At 37.3% G+C, this 18,458-nt stretch carries 21 protein-coding genes; 15 read left to right on the top strand and 6 right to left on the bottom strand.

The window, feature by feature from the left end; translation table 11 throughout:
- Window positions 1–5 precede the first annotated feature (5 nt).
- On the top strand, window positions 6–647 hold the full coding sequence (locus tag FFS26_RS18105) for a uracil-DNA glycosylase (protein ID WP_110010118.1): 642 nt from the start codon (window positions 6–8) through the stop codon (window positions 645–647).
- Here the strand turns inward: FFS26_RS18105 and FFS26_RS18100 are convergent.
- From FFS26_RS18100 to FFS26_RS18090, 3 genes are all read right to left on the bottom strand, one after another.
- A complete protein-coding gene (locus FFS26_RS18100; protein ID WP_110010117.1) occupies window positions 634–1,143 on the bottom strand; it encodes a hypothetical protein in 510 nt (169 codons plus the stop codon). The genes FFS26_RS18105 and FFS26_RS18100 overlap by 14 nt on opposite strands.
- Before the next feature lie 16 nt (window positions 1,144–1,159).
- The gene (locus tag FFS26_RS18095; RefSeq protein WP_110010116.1) at window positions 1,160–1,651 is read right to left on the bottom strand and encodes a DUF456 domain-containing protein; all 492 of its coding nucleotides are present in this window, start codon (window positions 1,649–1,651) and stop codon (window positions 1,160–1,162) included.
- 79 nt (window positions 1,652–1,730) lie between these two features.
- Window positions 1,731–2,918: a carboxypeptidase-like regulatory domain-containing protein gene (locus FFS26_RS18090; protein ID WP_228449459.1), complete on the bottom strand. Its 1,188-nt coding sequence runs from the start codon at window positions 2,916–2,918 to the stop codon at window positions 1,731–1,733.
- A gap of 248 nt (window positions 2,919–3,166) precedes the next feature.
- On the opposite strand from FFS26_RS18090, the gene FFS26_RS18085 reads away from it, so the two are divergent.
- The 10 genes from FFS26_RS18085 to FFS26_RS18040 all read left to right on the top strand — a co-directional run bounded on the left by FFS26_RS18085 (window position 3,167) and on the right by FFS26_RS18040 (window position 13,104).
- Window positions 3,167–4,435: a mechanosensitive ion channel family protein gene (locus tag FFS26_RS18085; protein ID WP_110010115.1), complete on the top strand. Its 1,269-nt coding sequence runs from the start codon at window positions 3,167–3,169 to the stop codon at window positions 4,433–4,435.
- Window positions 4,436–4,610: 175 nt separating this feature from the next.
- A complete protein-coding gene (locus FFS26_RS18080) occupies window positions 4,611–5,330 on the top strand; it encodes a pyridoxine 5'-phosphate synthase (protein WP_110010114.1) in 720 nt (239 codons plus the stop codon).
- A gap of 123 nt (window positions 5,331–5,453) precedes the next feature.
- Window positions 5,454–6,233, top strand: coding sequence for an alpha/beta fold hydrolase (locus FFS26_RS18075; protein ID WP_110010113.1), 780 nt, complete (start codon window positions 5,454–5,456; stop codon window positions 6,231–6,233).
- 116 nt (window positions 6,234–6,349) lie between these two features.
- On the top strand, window positions 6,350–6,586 hold the full coding sequence (locus tag FFS26_RS18070) for a microviridin/marinostatin family tricyclic proteinase inhibitor (RefSeq protein ID WP_110010112.1): 237 nt from the start codon (window positions 6,350–6,352) through the stop codon (window positions 6,584–6,586).
- A 48-nt stretch (window positions 6,587–6,634) separates the two neighbouring features.
- Window positions 6,635–6,859: a microviridin/marinostatin family tricyclic proteinase inhibitor gene (locus FFS26_RS18065; protein WP_110010111.1), complete on the top strand. Its 225-nt coding sequence runs from the start codon at window positions 6,635–6,637 to the stop codon at window positions 6,857–6,859.
- A gap of 71 nt (window positions 6,860–6,930) precedes the next feature.
- The gene (locus FFS26_RS18060; protein ID WP_137905726.1) at window positions 6,931–7,887 is read left to right on the top strand and encodes an MvdC family ATP-grasp ribosomal peptide maturase; all 957 of its coding nucleotides are present in this window, start codon (window positions 6,931–6,933) and stop codon (window positions 7,885–7,887) included.
- Window positions 7,880–8,884: an MvdD family ATP-grasp ribosomal peptide maturase gene (locus tag FFS26_RS18055; RefSeq protein WP_110010109.1), complete on the top strand. Its 1,005-nt coding sequence runs from the start codon at window positions 7,880–7,882 to the stop codon at window positions 8,882–8,884. The genes FFS26_RS18060 and FFS26_RS18055 overlap by 8 nt, the downstream gene beginning before the upstream one ends.
- A gap of 258 nt (window positions 8,885–9,142) precedes the next feature.
- Window positions 9,143–10,156, top strand: coding sequence for an NAD-dependent epimerase/dehydratase family protein (locus tag FFS26_RS18050; RefSeq protein ID WP_137905725.1), 1,014 nt, complete (start codon window positions 9,143–9,145; stop codon window positions 10,154–10,156).
- Window positions 10,153–11,919: an AMP-dependent synthetase/ligase gene (locus tag FFS26_RS18045; RefSeq protein ID WP_137905724.1), complete on the top strand. Its 1,767-nt coding sequence runs from the start codon at window positions 10,153–10,155 to the stop codon at window positions 11,917–11,919. Before FFS26_RS18050 ends, FFS26_RS18045 begins: the two co-directional genes overlap by 4 nt.
- Window positions 11,920–12,045: 126 nt before the next feature.
- Window positions 12,046–13,104: a diphosphomevalonate/mevalonate 3,5-bisphosphate decarboxylase family protein gene (locus FFS26_RS18040; protein WP_137905723.1), complete on the top strand. Its 1,059-nt coding sequence runs from the start codon at window positions 12,046–12,048 to the stop codon at window positions 13,102–13,104.
- Between the two features lie 39 nt (window positions 13,105–13,143).
- Here FFS26_RS18040 and FFS26_RS18035 read toward each other — a convergent pair whose 3' ends face one another.
- Complete coding sequence (locus FFS26_RS18035) at window positions 13,144–14,184, bottom strand: endonuclease/exonuclease/phosphatase family protein (RefSeq protein ID WP_228406507.1); 1,041 nt, start codon at window positions 14,182–14,184, stop codon at window positions 13,144–13,146.
- A 150-nt stretch (window positions 14,185–14,334) separates the two neighbouring features.
- On the opposite strand from FFS26_RS18035, the gene FFS26_RS18030 reads away from it, so the two are divergent.
- Window positions 14,335–14,775, top strand: a complete 441-nt coding sequence (locus tag FFS26_RS18030) for a nuclear transport factor 2 family protein (protein WP_110010104.1) — start codon at window positions 14,335–14,337, stop codon at window positions 14,773–14,775.
- A 33-nt stretch (window positions 14,776–14,808) separates the two neighbouring features.
- Window positions 14,809–15,186, top strand: coding sequence for a VOC family protein (locus FFS26_RS18025; RefSeq protein WP_110010103.1), 378 nt, complete (start codon window positions 14,809–14,811; stop codon window positions 15,184–15,186).
- Between the two features lie 4 nt (window positions 15,187–15,190).
- Here the strand turns inward: FFS26_RS18025 and FFS26_RS18020 are convergent, their stop codons facing one another.
- Complete coding sequence (locus FFS26_RS18020) at window positions 15,191–15,574, bottom strand: DUF1634 domain-containing protein (protein ID WP_110010102.1); 384 nt, start codon at window positions 15,572–15,574, stop codon at window positions 15,191–15,193.
- On the bottom strand, window positions 15,574–16,404 hold the full coding sequence (locus tag FFS26_RS18015; RefSeq protein WP_076597404.1) for a sulfite exporter TauE/SafE family protein: 831 nt from the start codon (window positions 16,402–16,404) through the stop codon (window positions 15,574–15,576). Before FFS26_RS18015 ends, FFS26_RS18020 begins: the two co-directional genes overlap by 1 nt.
- A 97-nt stretch (window positions 16,405–16,501) precedes the next feature.
- Here FFS26_RS18015 and FFS26_RS18010 point away from each other — a divergent pair, with 97 nt between their 5' ends.
- Both FFS26_RS18010 and FFS26_RS18005 read left to right on the top strand, forming a co-directional pair.
- Window positions 16,502–17,053, top strand: a complete 552-nt coding sequence (locus FFS26_RS18010) for a DUF1543 domain-containing protein (RefSeq protein WP_110010201.1) — start codon at window positions 16,502–16,504, stop codon at window positions 17,051–17,053.
- Between the two features lie 24 nt (window positions 17,054–17,077).
- Window positions 17,078–18,190, top strand: coding sequence for a 5-(carboxyamino)imidazole ribonucleotide synthase (locus tag FFS26_RS18005; RefSeq protein ID WP_137905721.1), 1,113 nt, complete (start codon window positions 17,078–17,080; stop codon window positions 18,188–18,190).
- The last annotated feature ends 268 nt before the right edge of the window (window positions 18,191–18,458 follow it).

The raw sequence follows: 18,458 nt of genomic DNA, 5'->3' as shown, positions 1-18,458 counted from the left end.
GCACTATGACCTGGACAGAAATTTTAGCCCCGATAAAAAGTACGGAATACTTTACAACCCTTTGGGAGAAAGTGAAGAATGAATATGCAACAACCAAAGTTTTTCCACCAAAAAATCAGATCTTCAGAGCATTGGAACTTACTGCTTTTGATGATGTTAAAGTCGTGATTATTGGGCAGGATCCTTACCATAATGATTATCAGGCGAATGGTTTATGCTTTTCTGTTTCCGAACAGGTTGCAGCACCGCCATCCCTTAAAAATATTTTTATTGAGTTAAAAGATGATCTGGGAGTTGTAAGAACTTCCAAAGAACTTGATGATTGGGGAAGACAGGGCGTTTTACTGTTGAATGCTACCTTAACGGTTCGTGCTCATTCACCCAATTCCCATAAAGACCTTGGCTGGGAAAAATTCACCAACTTTATTATTAAGGAGATTTCAGATAAAAAAGAGAATGTAGTGTTTGTATTGTGGGGCGCTTTTGCACAAAAAAAAGCCGAACTCATAGATCCGGCTAAACATTTTATTCTGAAATCGGCACACCCTTCACCTTTTTCTGTGCACAGAGGTTTTTTTGGAAGCAAGCCTTTCTCAAAAATTAATGAATATCTTGTTTCCAAAGGGAAGAAGCCTATTTCGTGGTAGAATCAGCTGATGGTTCAGCCTTTTTTATTGTAATTCCGATTTTATATTTTCCGGCTAGTGCTTTTGTTCCGTCCTGTGATTTCGGATACGGAGCAATATCCTGTAATGTAATAGTGTAACCATTAAATTCTGCCGATTGGTGGTAATTTCTTGCCGGAAAATCTCCGCTGGCGAGGTTCAGAATCATTGGCCGGGTAGAAGTTCCCATAACTTCCACCTGAGCAAGAGCAACGCCCGCCCAGATACAATTGACTCCTTCAGGACAACGGCTGTCTTCAGAAACCCCTTTAAATGTAACATTCATCTGGTATTCTCTTAAAAACTTATTCTCGCCTTCACTCAGGTAGATAATACCATCTTTCTGATTATCAGGATTTGTTGATTTTGTGCCTGCAGACATTTCAGGGGCTTTTGTATTAATTCTGGATTTCTTTTGGGCATCGCATCCTGTTAATGCAAATATCCCCAGACTGAGTATGATAGCTTTATGGAACATAGTTTCTTATATTTAATTAAATGACGTTAAACATATCAAGTAATACTACCAAAAACATTGCCACTCCTACCACAAAGCTGAATCCGGTTCCATAAATGAATCCAATCAGCGCTCCTTTGGTAGATTGTAAGGCCTTATTCATATCCTTACTGTCGTGAAGTAATTCACCAATAAATACCCCTGCAAACATTCCTATCAGAAATCCCAATGGAATCGGAATAAATATTCCCACAATGGTTCCGATAACAGAACCAATGCTTCCCCAACGTGTGCCCCCGTATTTTCTGTTGGTCTTTGCCGGAATCACATAGCTTAACACTACAGAAGCTGCCGTAAGAATTCCGAAGGCCCAGATATAAATCATCGGAAGATCCGCATCTGTCCCGAATTTATAGATCAACAGTCCGCAGATACTCAGTAAAAGACCAGGTAATACAGGAAGAAAAGTTCCCAATATTCCTATAAATAATAAAATAAGGCAGAAAATATTAATAATCGTTGTATCCATTCTTTTAAAAATTAAAGATGCAATATAAAAAAAGTGGCCTTATAAAAAGCCACTTTGAGAACTGAGTTATAAAATTTTATTACAAATTTAAGATTACGTATTCCAGAATCGGTCCTGCCTTACCGATATTTCCGCTTGCGTGGTTATGGAAGGTAGTATAGTAGATATTTCCGCTGGTAGAGTTTCCTGTGCAGGATCCCATGGTATCTCCATGTGCCTGGTGGGAGTTCCAGGCATTCTGGTTGATGGTAATGGTAATGTTATTTCCACTGGCTGTGTGATGGCAGATGGTGATGTGATTGTTGTTTAAAGAAGTTCCTACAGGAGTTTGTGGGGCAGAAGGATTGGTATAATGTCCTGTTCTTATCATCAGCGGTTCATTGCCTTTCTTTACGAGAACATCCCAGAATGAAGGATCATAGTTTTGAATTTTTTCCCATGCGCCCATATCATATTGAATGTCCAGGGTATTAAATCCTAATGCAGTTGCCAAAGCCGTGTTTGAAACGTTACAGCCTATATAAGTAGTGGCTGTGCCTGTATCCTGCAGACAAAGAAGGTTATCATTGATAAAACCTCCCGGAGCATTACAGTTTTCAGTATTGGTATTTCCTCCTACCAGATAAGCCGAAGCCCAGTCTGAGCTGTAAAGGCTCCCACCATTGGTTACAAAAGTAGAAAGATTGGAATATACAGTGTTGTCATTGCTCGGCATTGAAGTTCCTGTTTGTGCGTAAGTACGGGATCCGCAGTTCAGGAAGATAATGTCATACTGGGAAATTGTATTGATATTTTTTAAATCCTGATACGTAATTTCAGTGGCAGTATATCCGAGAGAGGTTATAATGGCTTCAATTTCATCATAGCTTCCTTTTATATAAGCCATTTTTGCTATCTGATCCAATTTTGAATCTGTGGCAGCTACAGTAACTGTTTCATTCTTCTTAATGGTAAGAGGAAGTTCTGTTCTGAAATTTTTACCGTCACCTGTCTGAATGTGAAGGGTTGTCTTGCCTTCAGGAGCTGTTAAGCTGAAACTTCCGTCAGCATTGGAATAGGTATGGTAAATATTGCTCTGGCTGTCAGTAGTAAATACAAGAGCTCCTCCAATCGGTTTGGTTCCGTTTTTTGCAAATACTCTGCCTTCCACTGTTCCTGTGGATATTACTTTAGTGGGATTTTCTTCGGGAGTAGCAGAGTCGTCTCCTTTACAATTAGCTAAGAGCAAAAGACTGCATAGCATGATCAACAGGTAGTTTTGTTTCATATTTAATTGATTTTGATGGGTTTAGTTTTAATCAAATTTAATGAATTTTTAATATTAATTCATTAAAATTGAAATTTATTTTAATTTTTTTTACTTAAATATGTTATTTGTGGTTTATTTTTCAATTGTAATGGTGGGCTGTAGAAGATTTATAATTTTTATTAAATATTTTCTGATGAATACCTTTTGGGATGAAAATTGATTGTGAATAGTAAAATGATGATTCTTAATTTCATAAATTTGCTGTAATGAATGACCAGTTACAAGAAACCAAAAACTTTATACAGGAGCTGAGCGAGCAGCTTTACATCTATATCACCCGGATTTCACCAGCCGGGCTCGACTGGGTTTTTCATATCATTGTCAAACTGAGCTTACTTCTTGTCCTGTTTTTAATCACTGATTTTATTTTTAAATTCATTATCAATTCAGTATTCAGGTTATTTCATAATGAACAGAAGTTCGCGATCGTAAAATCTATTTATCAGTCGAAAATCACCAATTCTGTAGCCCATTTTGCTGCTTTGATTGCGGTTGCGGGGATACAGGGATCTATATTTCCGGAAAATGCACTGCCGAAGACCACTATTTTTATTATAAGATGTATCAATCTAGGATTGGTATTGATAGTAGCGGGAATGCTCTACAGATCGCTGACCGCTTTCAGGAATTATTTCAGTATTAAACAGGATTTCTACAAAATAATGGCACTTAATGCCATTTCAGAAACTGTAAAGATTTTAGGACTCTTCATATTTACAGTGGTGGGTCTTTGTGTGATTTTCGGGATCAAAGGAACCACCATTGTAGGAAGTCTGGGGGCTATTACAGCTGTTCTGGTATTGGTTTTCAGAGATACTATTCTCGGGTTTGTCACAGGTCTTCACGTTGCCACTTCTAAAAACTTAAAAGTCGGGGATTGGGTAAGTATTCCCAAATACAGTATTGAAGGGAATATCACGGAGATCAACCTTTTGACAACTAAAATCACCAATTTTGATAAAACGGTTTCCACAATTCCAACCTATGATCTGATGACCACTGAGATCAAGAATATGCAGGTGATGTCTGAATCCAATACAAGAAGAATAAAAAAATCAATCTACTTTAATATCAATTCTTTTAAGTTTCTGACGGATGAAGATGTTGAGCGGCTAAAGGAGATTAATCTGATCTCAGATTATCTGGATGAAAGGACATCAGAGATCAAAAAAGAAAAGGAAAGCCTTGTACATAAAGATAAAATTGTGAATGGAAGGCAGCTTACCAATATTGGTGTTTTCAGGTATTATGCACAGAAATATATTGAAAATGATCCTGATATTGATAAAAACGGAACCCGGATGGTCCGCCAGCTGGACATTACTCCGCAAGGGCTGCCCCTTGAAGTTTACTGCTTTACCAATGATTCCAAATGGGAACGTTTTGAGCAGATTCAGGCCGATATTTTTGACCATTTATTGGTAGCTTCAAAAGAATTTGAACTTCAGGTGATGCAGATCAGTGTGAAAGTATAGAAGCAGAAAGATTGAAAAGGGAAGTGGATATTTCCAGTCTCTTTTAACCCAAATTTTAAATTAAATTTTTAAATGATCATAAATGTGGAAGACCAATAAAGTACGAAGTCTGGATGTACTTCCAGCTCCATGCTTCCAGCTTCCAACATCTTATATCTAACATCTACAATAAAAAATGACAAAACTAAGCGTAAACATTAATAAAATTGCGACGTTAAGAAATGCAAGAGGAGGAGAAACCCCAAGTGTGACAGAAGCTGCTGTAAAAATTCAGGAATTCGGAGGGCAGGGGATTACCATCCATCCAAGACCTGATGAAAGGCATATCACAAGAAAAGATGTCTATGATCTGAAGCCGTTGGTTACGACTGAGTTTAATATTGAAGGAAATCCTCATCAGGATTTTATTGATATGGTATTGGAAGTGAAGCCTGAACAGGTGACGCTTGTACCGGATGCTGATGATGCCATTACATCCAATGCCGGCTGGGATACCAAAAAACATCTCGATTACCTTACAGAAATCATTGCAGAATTTAAAAAAGCGGGAATCCGTACTTCTGTTTTCCTGGATCCTTTACCGGAGCTTGTAGAATATGCGGCCAAAACAGGAGCAGACAGAATAGAGCTGTACACTGAAGCTTATGCAAAAAACTATCTTACCAATAAAGAACAGGCTATAAAACCTTATTACGACACTGCTGTTGAAGCGACAAAGTTCGGGTTGGGAATTAATGCAGGACATGATCTGAGCTTAGAAAACCTGAAGTATTTCTCAGATACTATTCCGAACCTTCTGGAAGTATCTATCGGGCATGCTTTGATTTCTGAAGCACTTTATATGGGATTGGAAAATACAGTTCAGGCTTATCTGAAGAGACTGGCAAAATGGTAATTAACAAGAAATCAGAAGTTAGAGATGAGAAGTTAGTACAACTTTAATCATGTTAAAAATAGCATAAACAGATTATGCATGATTTATCTAACTTCTAGTTTCTCACATCTAACTTCTAAAAATATGGAAATTTTAAACTCAAAAATATTCGGCGAAAATGTGACCAATACGCCGCTTCTTGTATTTCACGGATTATTCGGAATGCTCGACAACTGGGGAAGTTTCGGGAAGGATCTGGGAGAATATCTTCCGGTACACCTGATCGATCTTCGAAACCACGGAAGAAGTTTTCACTCAGAAAGTATGTCTCATGATGACCTTGCAGATGATATTGCCCGTTATATGGATCATTACGGAATTCAAAAAGCTCATGTATTAGGGCATTCTTTAGGCGGAAAAGCAGTCATGCAGTTTGCCATAAAATACCCTGAACGTGTTGAAAAACTGATTGTTGTAGATATTTCACCTAAAGCATATCCACCACATCATCAAGGGATTATCAAAGCACTGGAAACGGTTGATTTCAATACGGTAACTTCAAGAAACGAGGTGGAAGCTGTCCTGAATCAATATATTCCCGAAAGATCTACCGTACAGTTTCTGACGAAAAATCTGTATTGGGATGACAATAAAAAACTGGGCTGGAGATTCAACCTTAAAACATTATCTGAAAGATATACTGAATTTGTCTCCAATGCCATTAAATTCGGAGTTTTTGAAGGTGAAACCTTGTTTATAGCAGGGGCAAAATCCAATTACATCCTGCCACAGGATGAATTCGGTATCAGGCAGCAATTTCCTAAAGCTAAAATAGTAACAGTAAAGAATGCCGGACATTGGGTACAGGCAGAAAATCCGGTTGATTTTGCAAATGTTGTTAAAGAGTTTCTTAGTTTAAATTAATTTTATACTTTGATTTTCATCATAGTGTTAAAATTTTATTAAAAATATATATTATTTCTCCATGAGTTGAAATTTTTGTACTTTGGATTTTCAAAAAACAATAAAAATATTAACTTATGGAAAACAAAAATTCAAAAAAGAAGCCATTTTTTGCATCATTCTTAGAAAAACAGGTTAAAGATCCTGAAACAGTAAAAGGTGGAGGTATTACTTCCGTATTGGCAGATCAGATTACTACATCCCTGCAGGATCAGATCACGACTCCTCTTAAGGATAATGTTACCAAGCCTGATAATGATAATGTAACGATGAAATATCCTTCTGACGGTGATGAGGATGTTTTAGAAGTATGATAATGTCAAGCATAACCTAAATTATAATCCAACCAAAACTAAAACATTATGAAAAGCAACAACTCAAAGAAGAAGCCGTTTTTCGCATCATTCCTGGAAAAACAGGTGAAGGATCCAGAAACAGTAAAAGGAGGAAGTGACATCACACTTGCTGAAACAGATTTGATTACAAAGCCGACAATAGACACGGTAACCTCTCCAAAAGATGATATGATGCACACGCTGAAATATCCATCTGACGGTGATGATGATACAATCACTATTCCACTATAATAAGTAGAATATTCAATAAAATAATAGGGGAAACTTAAATAGTAAGTTTCCCTTTTTAATAAAACCGGCAAATGATTCTCTGCATCACCCACTCAAAGGATTTTTATAATATTGACATTTTTTTCCAATATCTCAGCTCCAAAAATATTCCTTTTTTCAGACTGAATTCTGACCGCCTGAACCATCTTCAGAAAATCAGTATTCATGAAGATTCATTTGAATTGACTGACGAAGCAGGAAATACCATCCATTCTGATGATATCAAAGGCGTATGGCACAGAAAAGCCTGGAAGATCAGTGCTCCCGAAGAACTGGATCAGGATTATGAAAAAATCTTTCTCAACGAATATGGAAGCCTGAGGTATAATCTGATAACGGCTTTAGAACATATTCCCTGGATCAACCCTTATGAAAACGAAAAAAAAGTTGATGGAAACAAGATCTTTCAGCTGAAAATTGCACAAAGAAATAACTTAACCATTCCCAAAACCATTTTTTCCAATGATGCAGAAAAAATAACCACATTTTTCTATCAATACTGCCAGGGAAAAGCCATTGCTAAGCTTCATGGAGTTACCGCAAAAACAATGTCAGGGGAAAATATGATTTCCACTACCATCATTGAGGAAGAATCTCTGGAGCATCTTTCAGATATTGCTTACTGTCCGATGATTTTTCAGCCCTATATTGAAAAAGAATATGAATTACGAATCGTGTATGTAGATGGTGAGTTTTTCACAGGAAAAATCAATAACAGTGAAAATGCGGACTGGAGAGTAGCCCGCGAAGGATATTTCTGGGAAGCCTACGAGTTGCCTGATGCCATTAGAGCCAATCTCACTTCCATGATGAAAGAAATGGGACTTTATATAGGAGCTATTGATATGATCAAAGGAAGAAACGGGGAGTATTATTTCCTTGAAGTCAATCCTCAGGGAGAATGGGGTATGCTTCAGAAAGAACTGGGATTTCCCATTGCAGAAAAAATTGCCGATAACCTTATCAAAAGAATTAATTTCCATGAATAAAATTTTAATAATTACCCATACCGCAGATAACTTTTCCATTGAAAAAGTAACAGAATACATTGAAAAAAATAATTGTGAAGTCATTCGCTTTGATGTAGACGTTTATCCATTACAAAACAAACTGTCTACTATTTTCCAGGATGGAGAATGGGTAAGCTACCTTGAAACGCCTGAAACAAAACATCGTTTGGATGATATTTCAGCCATCTGGTACAGAAGAGCCTACAATATCGGAAAAGGATTAAAGGAAGAAATGGACTCTAAATTTTACGGTGCGGCTATGGGAGAGATCAGAAATACCCTTTTTGGTTTCTTCGAATCTGTGGATGCTTATTCTCTGGGAAAACCAAGTGTTTACAGAAGACTCGACAGCAAGGAAGAACAATTGAAAATTGCAGATAAATTAGGTCTCACTATTCCGGCAACCTGTCTTACCAATAATCCTGATGAAGCAAGGAAATTTATTGTAAAACATCAGAATGTAGTGGCTAAAATGCAGACTGGTTTTGCCATTTATGAAGATGGAGTGGAAAATGTAGTGTTTACGAACGTTGTTGGCGAAGATAAACTGGAAGAACTGGATTCATTGCTGTATTGTCCGATGCAGTTCCAGCAGATGATTCAGAAGAAAAAAGAACTTCGTATTACCATTGTGGGAAGAGATGTGTATGCATTCGAAATAGATTCCCAGCAGTCTGAAGATGCCAAAATTGATTGGAGAAAAGACGGCGTTAATTTGATTGATAAATGGAGCAGAACAGAACTTCCGGCAGATGTAGAAGCAAAACTGCTTGAACTGCTTGATATTTATAATGTTGACTATGGAGCCATAGATATGATTGTTTCTCCTGAAGACGAATATTATTTTATCGAGATCAATGCGGCAGGAGAGTTCTTCTGGCTGGATAATCTTACAGAAGGAAATCTTATTTCCAAAAGCATTGCAGATGTTCTCTGCGACAAAGCGCCAAGAAGAAATAATGAGGTAATGGCGTAAGCAATAAAGAATTTTAAATACAAAAAGTCCTGAAAGTTGTTAATTCTTTCAGGACTTTTCAGTTCGGTAATCTGTTGAAGTTGAAATTTTCAGCTTTGTTGCGCTTCGAATGATAATATTGGTTAAATTAAGTTGAATTATGCTTTAAAAATCGCAAATTTGCAAAAACGGTTTTTCCAAATAATTTTTACCGATCCGGAAGCATTGCCGGATAGAAAATATTGTTATATTTTAGTCAGCAATCAAGTAAAATAATTAATGATTTTTGTAACGGGGGCTACCGGAATTCTGGGAAGAATAATTGTACTGGAACTTCTTAAAAGAGGGAAAAATGTACGTGCTTCCAAACGGCCGGGCAGCAATTTAAACGAAGTAAAGCATTCATACAGCTTTTATACGGAGAATCCTGACGATTTTTTCAATAAAATTGAATGGGTAAACGTAGATTTTGATGATCTCGATTCTTTAAAAACTGCACTGCAAGGCGTAGATGAGGTGTATCACTGTGCTGCCAAAGTAAGTTTTCATCCGAAAGATGAAAAAGAAATGTACCATACCAATATTAAGGGTACGGAAAATCTATTGTTTGCCTGTGAAGGATCGGAGGTTAAAAAATTTCTCCATGTAAGTTCTGTCGCCGTTCTTGATAATTTTAATGAAAAAGGAGAACTGGATGAAGATTCTGACTTTAATCCAAAACTGGAACATTCTGCCTACGCCATCTCTAAGCATTTATCCGAAATGGAGGCATGGAGAGCATCAGCAGAAGGACTGAATGTGGTGATCATTAATCCCGGCATGATCGTAGGAAGCGGAAACTGGAACCAAAGCAGCGGCGAGCTTTTCTCAACCTTTGAAGACAATAGCTTTACCTTTTCAGGAGGCTCTGCTTATGTCGACGTAAGGGACGTAGCCAATACAGCTATAGGATTAATGGAAAATAACCTTTTCGGAGAACGCTTTATTATTGTTGCTGAAAATAACAGATATGCAGACCTTGCCAAACAGGTAAGAACCCGTCTGGGGCTTAAAGATGCGAGAATTCTTTCACAATCTGTACTCAATATCGGAAGAATAGCCAACACCCTTTTCGGATGGCTGATTCCCAAACTAAGGATGGTAACCAAATCAAATATTGAGGCCATCTCTTCATTCAACACCATTTCCAATCACAAAGTCAAAGAAAAACTGAACTATCAGTTTATTCCCGTAAAAGAAAGTATAGACTTTCACCTGAATAATTATATTAACGACAAAAAGCTGAAGAAATGAATCTTGCAGAGGCAATTATCCTTAAAAATGTAGAAAAACATCCTATAAAAGCGGCCATCGGATTTAAAAAGAAAGATGCCTGGAAAGAGCTGAGCTGGAAAAAATTCAGTGAAATTATTTTTAAAACAGCCAATGCTTTAAAAGAATCCGGTGTTCAGGAGAATGACAGAGTCGCGATTTATTCAGACAACTCATCAGAATGGATGATCATGGATCTGGCTTCAATGGCTATCGGGGCAGTTACAGTACCCATTTATTCCACGAATAATGCTGAACAGGCAGAACATATCATCAACGATTCCGGTGCTAAAGCCGTTTTGGTAGGAAACCAGATGCAATATGATGCCTGTCTTGAGTTTTTACATAAAGAAGAAAACAATCTTGAAACCATTATTGTTTCTAAAAAAGCAGTGTGGATCAAGAAAGAGTTCAATAGTTTTTATCTTGAAGATTTTATCGCAAAAGCCTCGCCGGAGCTGGAGATCTGTAAGAAAGAAAATGATGATACGGCCACATTGATCTATACTTCCGGAACTACCGGAATCCCGAAAGGAGTAATGCTTACCCATGGAAATTTCATCAAGGCATTCGATTCTCATTTTGAATTTTTTAAGTTTAAAAACTTTGAAGAAGAACTTTCACTGGCATTCTTACCCTTAAGCCATGTTTTTGAGAGAAGCTGGAGTTTACTTTGTTTGTACGGTGGTGCCCGTGTGTATTTCCTTGAAGATCCGAAAAATGTTGCCAAAGCACTGGAAGAAGTAAAACCTACTGCCATGTGTGCTGTACCAAGATTTTTCCAGAAAGTATATGCCGGAGTTCTTGAAAAAGCGGAAGAAGGTTCAGCTCTGAAAAAGAAAATCTTTGACTGGGCGCTTAAAACCGGATGGGAAACCGCAGAATTAAGAAGAAATGAAAGACCGGTTCCTTTTGGATTAAAATTCAAAGAATCTGTAGCTGATATGTTGGTTTTCAGTAAAATTAAAAATAAAATGGGTGGGAGATTATGGTTTTTACCTTGCGGTGGAGCTTCATTGTCGCCAGAGGTTACCCGTTTCTTTGAATCAGTGGGCATTCACGTGACTGTTGGATACGGATTAACGGAAACTACGGCAACATTGACCCTTTTCCCTTTAACTCACTTTGAGCATGGAACCAGTGGAAAGCCTCTTCCGGGAGTAGAAATGCGTATCGGAGAAAATGATGAAATCCAGTCCAAAGGGAACGGAATCATGAAAGGATACTACAATAAACCTGAAGAAACCCAAAAAGTATTCACAGAAGACGGATGGTTCAAAACCGGTGATGCCGGAAAGTTTGATGAGAAAGGAAACCTGATCATTACAGACAGAATCAAAGACCTGATGAAAACTTCCAACGGAAAATACATTGCTCCGCAACAGATTGAAAACCTTCTGACCAATAATAATTTTATCCAGCAGATTATGCTGATTGCGGAAGGAAGACAGTTTGTTTCAGCACTGATTGTTCCTAATTTCGAATTTTTACAGGATTATATTAAGAAAAATAATATTCCTTTTACCAAATGGGAAGATGCTGTAAAAAATGAGAAAGTAATCGATCTTTACAAAGAAAAGATCAAAGAATTACAGAGCCACCTGGCAGATTATGAAAAAGTGAAGAAATTTACGTTAATGCCGGCTGAATTTGACATCAACACAGGAGAAATTACTCCCACTCTGAAAGTCAAAAGAAATGTGGTGATCAAAAAATATGCGGATATTATAGAGAAGATGTATTAAAAATTTTAACCTCCCTTTTCATGTCAATTACAATTGAAGATTTGAAAATTCCACTCTTTTGGAGGGGTGGCAAAAATTCAAAGAATTTTTGACGGGGTGGTTCAAAATAATGACTTAAAGTAAACTATGACAACACAGGATTTTATAGGAAAAGAAAATTTCAATATTTATACCCAAACGGTTTCGGAAAGCTGTCCGTCTAATATTGCCCTGATTAAATACTGGGGAAAATATGCTGATCAGATTCCTGCTAACCCAAGCATCAGCTACACGTTAAACCATTGTAAGACCAATACTTCAATGGAATTTACTGCGAATGAGCCTTTTTCAGTACAAACTTTTCTGGCTGGAAATGAAGAAGTGAAGTTTGCCGAAAAAATTGAAAAATATTTCAGAAATATAGAACAGTATCTTCCATGGATTTTAAAAGGGAAATATATAATCAGAACAGAGAATACATTCCCGCATAGTTCCGGGATCGCAAGTTCTGCTTCAGGATTTGGAGCGATTGCAAAATGTCTGATGGCATTGGATGTTTCATTTACAGGAAAAACTTCTGAAGAAGAATCTTTGAGAAAAGCTTCATTCTTAGCAAGATTAGGAAGTGGAAGCGCATGCCGAAGTCTATATAATGGACTTGTGGTGTGGGGTGAAACCGATGAGGTAGAAGGAAGTTCAGATTTATTCGGAGTACAGTATCCCGATGCTGAAATTCATGAAGTATTCAAAAATTTTAATGATTGGGTTCTGTTGATCCATGAAGGGCAGAAAAGTGTTTCTTCAACAGTAGGACACGGCCTGATGAAGACGAATCCTTATGCAGAAGGAAGATTTCAGGAAGCGAGGGAAAACTTTGTCCCCATAAAAGATATCCTGAAAAGCGGAGATATGGAACGTTTTATCAAGCTGGTAGAACATGAAGCACTTACCCTGCATGCCATGATGATGATGAGTGATCCTGCTTTTATCCTGATGAAAACAGGAACATTGGAAGTCATCAATAAAATCTGGGATTTCAGAAGAGAAACCGGTCTTCCATTATTCTTTACACTGGATGCCGGAGCGAATGTTCACCTTCTGTTCCCGAGTAACGGATCTGAAGAACAGATTAAAACCTTCATTGAAGCTGAATTATTACAACACACCCAGAATAATGGAGTAGTGAAGGATGTGATGAAATTTTAAATTTAAAAAATCAATAGGAGTGGGCTAAAGCCCACTTTTTTAATCCTCAGTAACAACAGCTTCGCGTTCTCCATCTTCTTTCTTTCCTTCCTCGATCATGATTTCAGCCTCAGCTTTCTCTTCAGCAGTTGCCGTTTCTATCAGTTCTTCCTGTTCATCGTTGTGATGATCTATGAAAAACTCGCAGTATACTGGAAGGTGGTCTGACCCAAAATTTTCCAATGTTTTCAGCTGTTGGATAAAAATATCCTCACTGTGAAACATCAGATCGATCGGGAATCTTAAAAGACGGTATTTGGCATGAAAAGTAGAAACAAAAGAGTGTCCGATTCTCGGATCTATCAGATGGCTTGTTTTTCTGAACAAGACAGATGATCTCGACCATGCAACATTATTGAAGTCTCCCACGACAATAACAGGCTTTTTAATATCTTTTACACGCTTGGCAGTACTCAAAAGATCGCCATCCCTTTCCTTTGATGTTTCTTCTTCCGTAGGACTTGGTGGCGGCGGGTGAACCCCAAAGAAAACAAAAGAAAAACCATCAGCGGTTTTCATATGGATCTCAATGCTCGGGATGTCATCAGCAACGAAATAATGGGTTTTCGCTTCCTTAATCTCAACTTTTGAATAAAAATGCATCCCATAGGTATTTTCAAGAGTCACTTTATGCTGGTAGGAATATTCTTTTTCCAGAGGTCTCATTGCTTTCTCCCAGTCACTGTTGCTTTCCATCGTCATGAAAAAATCGGGATTGTACTTTTTAACGAGTCCGATGAATTTCTCATGCTCTTTATTGAACTGATAGACATTGGCCGAAATAAAATGCAGTTTATCAGAAGACCTGTGAAGTTGTCTGTGTTTTTTTACAGGATAAAAGTGGGTGTATTTGATGAGTGTTTGACCGTGATGAATAAACATGATCAGCAGAAGGCCCTGATAATACCAGAAATATTCTGTAGAATCTGTGAAAAAGCCTAATAAAAAAGTAAAGAAGATAAGGTAGGTAACCTGTATTTTAGCAAATTCAGGAACTCTGAATATCCAGTGGGAATGCTGAATTTTCGGCAGTATTGTCATGACCATAAGAAGTATGGCCAGAATCAGATAAATAATCCACATATAATAGCTCTGAAATAATTGGGTTACAATTTAAGGAAAATGAATTTTAAAATTTGTTAATCAATTTAAATTTTATTTTATCTATTTTTAATTATCTAAATCTATACTATGAATAAAATAATGGCATTTCTTGTTCTGATTAGTATTTCGTGCTTCGGCCAGCAGAATACAGATATTGAAAAACCTATCCGAAACCTGTTCCTTGGTATGAAAAATGCAGATCCTGAGTTGGTAAAATCCGCTTTTGCAGAGAATGCAGTACTTCAAACCATCACCAAGGACGGTACTGTAAAAAGTGATGGTATTTCGGATTTCATCACTTCGGTTTCAAAATTTACAAAAGGAGATCTGGATGAAAGAATTATAGTGGAAGCCATTCATACGGATGGAAATCTTGCAACTGTGTTTACTCCTTATTCTTTTTATTTAAAAGGAAAATTATCACACTGCGGGGCAAATAGTTTTCAGCTGGTAAAACAGAATAATGAATGGAAGATCCAGTATATTATTGATACGAGAAGAAAGGATAACTGTAAAGAAATACAATAATAAAGTTCAATTGAAAATCAGGTTAAAATAAAAATGAAGATTCACCATATTGCCATCATCTGTTCAGATTATGCCGTTTCAAAAAAGTTTTATACGGAAATTTTAGATCTGAATATCATCCGTGAAGTATACCGCGAAGAAAGACAGTCTTATAAACTTGATCTTGCTATAGGAGATCACTATGTGATCGAACTGTTTTCCTTTCCCGATCCTCCCCAACGTCCGTCACGTCCCGAAGCATGTGGTTTAAGGCATCTTGCTTTCTCGGTAGAAAATGTTACGGAAAAAAGAAATGAACTGATCAGAAAAGGATTAAGCTGTGAAGAAATCCGCATAGACGAATTCACCGGAAAAGAATTTTTCTTTACCCAGGATCCAGACCAGCTGCCGTTAGAGTTTTATGAAATGTAAAAAATTAGTGCGCGTAACCGGCAAAGAAACTCACCGCCATAATCGCTAAAACAATAGAAGAAATGACTACATATACGTAGTCTTTTTCTTTTAAATAGCCTATTAAAGCGAAAACAATTCTCATAAGAGGAGTGAAGATCAGCAAAAGAATACCCAGCTGAATAATAGCCATTCCTTCTCCTTTGCACAGGGAATCCCAAAAATGTCCCCATACTTTTTCAGAAGAAGTACCTACCACAAGGCTTGTATATTTTTCAGGCATTTTAAAACCTTCAATAAATAACTTGACAAAACCAATCAATGATGTAGCCACAGACAGAATAACACCCAGTCTCAGAAGATTTCCTACCGAACGGTTCAGATCTACATCTGTAAAATTCTTTTTCATTATCTGAAACTTTTGTTGATACCGTTATACATCATATAAATGGAAAGAATGGTAATCACGATGGCAAAAAATACTTTCAATTTTTTGGTCTTTGATACCATCAGCGTTTTTGAACCGATAAAACTTCCGATCACAACTCCAATAAGTACAGGAGCTACAATCACAGGAATAATTTCACCTCTCTGGAAATAGATCAGGGCACTGGCTACTGCCGTTACTCCGATCATGAAATTACTGGTGGTTGTAGATACTTTGAAAGGAAGCTTCATCATATTGTCCATCGCCAATACTTTCAATGCACCGGAACCTATTCCCAAAAGTCCGGACATGGCTCCTGCAAACATCATCATCAAAAATCCGGGAACTGTATTTCTTGCAGAATAGCTTTTCAATACCCCTTTATCAGGGAATGTTCCGTACAATTTCAGTTTTTCCTCCAGACTTCCTTTTACCAAAGGTTCCTGGTGATCAGGTTTCCCTTTAAGATTTAAAATAACTGTTAAAAGAAGGATACTTGCGAAAATAATTCCGATTGTATTTGGGTTAAGCATTCCTGAAACAAGGGCTCCAATAATAGCACCTGCTGTGGTAGCTATTTCGAGAAACATTCCGATTCTCATATTGGTAAAACCTTCTTTTACAAAGGCTACAGCCGCACCGGAAGAGGTCCCGATCACAGAAATAAGTGAAGCACCGATAGCGTAATGCATTGGAACGCCGAATCCCAGCGTTAATAAAGGAATGATGATAACTCCTCCTCCTAAACCCGTAAGTGAACCTAAAAGACCCGCCGAAATTGCGCCAAGGAAGAGTATGATGATTTCTGACATACTACAAATAATACTACAAATATAAAATTATTGTGATAGTCTGCCAAACATTTGAAAAAGATAAATTTAACGTATTTTTGTATGCATGAAAAATGTAATGAAATTATTTTATGTCATCCTTGGGGCAACACCCAAAGGAAGAAATATTGAACAGCACGATGTTTTCTTCGGAATCGCGGAAAGTCTTAAGGATCTGGTTCCCGATATGAAAGACTTCTGGAAGGAAGCAGAAGGAAAAATTCACCTGGACTGTTATCAGGAAGTGAAATTTGCGGATGGGTACAAGGTGGAGATTGTAGAAAAGGGAGAGAAATCTTCAGAAGATCAATTATTTTTTCTGAATTTAGGCGGCTACAAACCTGGTTTCTTTGAAGAATTTCATGAGCAGCACCTGATGGTAGGGCAGTCTATGGGTGAAATTGTGAAGAGAGCAAAAGCTACCGAATTCTATCAGACCATGGGGTTTGAAGGTGCTGTAAGCCATATTGATGATAAGCATGGAGTGGATATTGATGATATTTTCAATGTAAGTGATATCCTTCCTGCCTCTATGAAAGAAAAATATTCTATCGTTCTTCATAAGTCTGATGAAGAAAATCAGGAGAACCCAATGGGGCTTGGCTATTTAAAAATCGATAAAATTCAATAAGAGTAAATCTAATAAAATAAAAAAATGAAAATAGGAATTCTGGGAGGCGGACAACTGGGAAGAATGTTAATACAAAGTGCATTGAAGTATGATGATGAGTTTTATACTCTGGATCCGGCTTCTGATGCGCCATGTCATAATATCTCGTATTTTACACAGGGAAATTTCAATGATTATGATACGGTTTTAAACTTCGGAAAAGATAAAGATGTTGTAACCATTGAAATAGAACACGTGAATGCTGATGCACTGGCAGAACTTGAAAAGCAGGGAATAAAAGTGGTTCCCAATGCCAATATTATCAAAACAATTCAGCAAAAGATCCTTCAGAAAGAATTTTATAAAGCTCATGATATTCCAAGTCCGGAATTTCAGGTGGTATGGAACAGTGATGAGAAGATCATCATGCCATTGCCATTTGTTCAGAAGATGAATACAGGAGGATATGACGGAAAAGGAGTACAGGTGATTAAAACAGAAGAAGATTATCAGCATCTGTGGACCGAAGCTTCTGTCATTGAAAGCCTTGTAGATATTGAAAAAGAACTTTCTGTCATTGTCGCAAGAAATGAAAAAGGAGAAACCAATATTTTTCCGGTAACGGAAATGGTAGCTGATCCAAAGCTGAATCTTCTGGACTTCAATGTATGTCCGGTTCTTCTGACGGAAGATGTTCAGAACCAGATTGATTCCATTACTGAAAAATTTCTGGCTGCAGTGAACTCTCCGGGATTATTTGCCATCGAATTATTCCTTGATAAAGAAGGAAAAGTATGGGTAAATGAAACTGCTCCAAGGCTGCACAATTCAGGACACCAGAGCCAGGAAGGAAATACCAATTCCCAATTTGAGCAAATGTACCGCGTGGTTAAAAATTTACCGTTAGCGGATACTGACGCCATCACTTACAGTGGAATGCTGAATCTGGTTGGAGCAGAAGGATATGCCGGAAAAGTAGTCTATGAAGGAATGGAAGATGTTCTTAAGCTTCCCGAAACATACATCCACTTATACGGAAAAACGGAAACCAAACCTGGAAGAAAAATGGGACATATCAACGTTCTTGCAGATTCCAGAGAAGAGCTTATGGAAAAGCTTGTACAGGTAAAAGGAATGGTAAGAGTAATTGCTGAGTAATATCAGTGTAAGATAAATAAAAGGGAGCTGTTTTTGAAGTTAAAACAGCTCCCTTTTATTTTATTTTTGAACTCATTCAATAGGAACGGGCTATAATCCTGAGAGTAGTAATTATCTATTTAAATGGCTTTATCAAAAACTTAATTTTAGGTTTCGGCTCCTATGTTTGCAAAAGAATAAATTTACATACAAAGCAAAAGGGGTGAGAGAACAGTTTTGGCTAAATAACTCAGGAAGTATATTGTGCTTTAGAAATGTCCTCACTTCT

The sequence above is a fragment of the Chryseobacterium sp. 2VB genome, from assembly GCF_005503635.1.
Lineage (GTDB): Bacteria > Bacteroidota > Bacteroidia > Flavobacteriales > Weeksellaceae > Chryseobacterium > Chryseobacterium cupriresistens.
This window is presented reverse-complemented; position numbering and strand designations above follow the sequence as displayed.

What these genes read in the sequence shown, in the direction of transcription:
- FFS26_RS18105 (WP_110010118.1), top strand. Translation starts at nt 6, where the DNA reads ATGACCTGGACAGAAATTTTAGCCCCGATAAAAAGTACGGAATACTTT.
- FFS26_RS18100 (WP_110010117.1), bottom strand. Translation starts at nt 1,143, where the DNA reads ATGTTCCATAAAGCTATCATACTCAGTCTGGGGATATTTGCATTAACA.
- FFS26_RS18095 (WP_110010116.1), bottom strand. Translation starts at nt 1,651, where the DNA reads ATGGATACAACGATTATTAATATTTTCTGCCTTATTTTATTATTTATA.
- FFS26_RS18090 (WP_228449459.1), bottom strand. Translation starts at nt 2,918, where the DNA reads ATGAAACAAAACTACCTGTTGATCATGCTATGCAGTCTTTTGCTCTTA.
- FFS26_RS18085 (WP_110010115.1), top strand. Translation starts at nt 3,167, where the DNA reads ATGAATGACCAGTTACAAGAAACCAAAAACTTTATACAGGAGCTGAGC.
- FFS26_RS18080 (WP_110010114.1), top strand. Translation starts at nt 4,611, where the DNA reads ATGACAAAACTAAGCGTAAACATTAATAAAATTGCGACGTTAAGAAAT.
- FFS26_RS18075 (WP_110010113.1), top strand. Translation starts at nt 5,454, where the DNA reads ATGGAAATTTTAAACTCAAAAATATTCGGCGAAAATGTGACCAATACG.
- FFS26_RS18070 (WP_110010112.1), top strand. Translation starts at nt 6,350, where the DNA reads ATGGAAAACAAAAATTCAAAAAAGAAGCCATTTTTTGCATCATTCTTA.
- FFS26_RS18065 (WP_110010111.1), top strand. Translation starts at nt 6,635, where the DNA reads ATGAAAAGCAACAACTCAAAGAAGAAGCCGTTTTTCGCATCATTCCTG.
- FFS26_RS18060 (WP_137905726.1), top strand. Translation starts at nt 6,931, where the DNA reads ATGATTCTCTGCATCACCCACTCAAAGGATTTTTATAATATTGACATT.
- FFS26_RS18055 (WP_110010109.1), top strand. Translation starts at nt 7,880, where the DNA reads ATGAATAAAATTTTAATAATTACCCATACCGCAGATAACTTTTCCATT.
- FFS26_RS18050 (WP_137905725.1), top strand. Translation starts at nt 9,143, where the DNA reads ATGATTTTTGTAACGGGGGCTACCGGAATTCTGGGAAGAATAATTGTA.
- FFS26_RS18045 (WP_137905724.1), top strand. Translation starts at nt 10,153, where the DNA reads ATGAATCTTGCAGAGGCAATTATCCTTAAAAATGTAGAAAAACATCCT.
- FFS26_RS18040 (WP_137905723.1), top strand. Translation starts at nt 12,046, where the DNA reads ATGACAACACAGGATTTTATAGGAAAAGAAAATTTCAATATTTATACC.
- FFS26_RS18035 (WP_228406507.1), bottom strand. Translation starts at nt 14,184, where the DNA reads ATGACAATACTGCCGAAAATTCAGCATTCCCACTGGATATTCAGAGTT.
- FFS26_RS18030 (WP_110010104.1), top strand. Translation starts at nt 14,335, where the DNA reads ATGAATAAAATAATGGCATTTCTTGTTCTGATTAGTATTTCGTGCTTC.
- FFS26_RS18025 (WP_110010103.1), top strand. Translation starts at nt 14,809, where the DNA reads ATGAAGATTCACCATATTGCCATCATCTGTTCAGATTATGCCGTTTCA.
- FFS26_RS18020 (WP_110010102.1), bottom strand. Translation starts at nt 15,574, where the DNA reads ATGAAAAAGAATTTTACAGATGTAGATCTGAACCGTTCGGTAGGAAAT.
- FFS26_RS18015 (WP_076597404.1), bottom strand. Translation starts at nt 16,404, where the DNA reads ATGTCAGAAATCATCATACTCTTCCTTGGCGCAATTTCGGCGGGTCTT.
- FFS26_RS18010 (WP_110010201.1), top strand. Translation starts at nt 16,502, where the DNA reads ATGAAATTATTTTATGTCATCCTTGGGGCAACACCCAAAGGAAGAAAT.
- FFS26_RS18005 (WP_137905721.1), top strand. Translation starts at nt 17,078, where the DNA reads ATGAAAATAGGAATTCTGGGAGGCGGACAACTGGGAAGAATGTTAATA.